The sequence below is a fragment of the Streptomyces recifensis genome (genome assembly GCF_002154615.1).
GTDB classification, from domain to species: Bacteria; Actinomycetota; Actinomycetes; order Streptomycetales; family Streptomycetaceae; genus Streptomyces; species Streptomyces griseoluteus.
Genome location: NZ_MUNH01000807.1, coordinates 1 through 1,086, shown reverse-complemented (window position 1 = coordinate 1,086; position 1,086 = coordinate 1). Strand labels below are relative to the sequence as shown.

Here is a 1,086-nt window from a genome sequence, read left to right as displayed (position 1 = left end):
TACGGCCCCTGCGCAGGGGCTCGTTGACGACGACCGCGGCGCGCGGCTCCTCCCCCGTCCAGCGGTGGCCGGGGTCGATGACGCCGTGCTCGATCACCGTGGTCGGCGCCCGGCCGTTGTCCCACATCAGGTGGTTGAAGTGGGTGACGTGCACGAGGGGTATGTCGGACCGGCCGGCCAGCGGGTGCCGGGTGTCCACCGCCGTCTCGTGGGGGCTGTTGTGCTCGACGTAGACGGCGGGCACGTCGACGCCGGGGCGGCGGCCGGTCCAGCGGCGGGCCAGTTCGAGTTCGTGCGGGCGCTGAAGCACCATCAGGTCGATGTCGGCGTCCCGCAGTTGCTCCGGGGTGCGTTCGAGCACGGTGCCGGGCCACTGCCAGGTGCGGGCGCGGCCGAGTCCGTCGGGGCCGCGGTCCTCGGTCACCGGGACGAGGAAGGTGGCCCGGCCCTGCACGAACGCCGTCAGCCATGAGCCGTGCACATGCCATACCAGGATGTTCATGGTTCTCCTTCCTCACATCGCGGGCTGGAGCAGCTTCTGGACGGCGCTGAGCACGTCGTGCGCCGTCACCTCGTCCAGGCAGGGATGGCCGGGCACCGGACACTGCCGGGCCCTGCTGTCCGCGCAGGGCGCGTCCTGGCGGCCGAGCAGCACGCTGGGCACCCCGTACGGGCCCCAGCGCTCGGCCGGGACCACCGGGGCGAAGAGCGAGACGACCGGTGTCCCGACGGCGGCCGCCAGATGGGCCGGGCCGGTGTTGCCGCACACCACCGCGTCGGCCAGGCGCAGCACGCCGGACAGGGTGCGCGGGTCGGTGCGGCCGCCCAGGTCGATCGCGGTGCCGCCACTCACCCGCCGGGTCAGCTCACTCTCGTCCGGCCCGCCCGTGACGACCACCCGGTGCCCGGCGTCGGTGAGCAGGGCGACCGCCTCGGCGCACCGCTCGGGGCTCCAGGCCCGCGCCGGGGCGCTGGCGCCGGGGTGGACGACGACATAGGGGCCGTTGCCGGTGAGGGCCGCGGTGTCGGGGGGCGGCAGCACGCGCAGCCGCCCGTCGTCGCCGGGGCGCGGGGTGAACCCCATGG

The 1,086-nt window shown here is 75.1% G+C and carries 1 protein-coding gene and 1 pseudogene; both read right to left on the bottom strand.

Annotated features, from left to right (window positions below):
- Positions 1 to 502, bottom strand: a pseudogene (locus tag CCN33_RS29895) (glycosyltransferase family 1 protein); the annotation flags it as partial.
- Positions 503 to 514: 12 nt separating this feature from the next.
- Positions 515 to 1,086, bottom strand: a 572-nt coding sequence (locus CCN33_RS29890; RefSeq protein WP_140394764.1) for a glycosyltransferase family 9 protein, incomplete at its 5' end; no start/stop codon positions are given.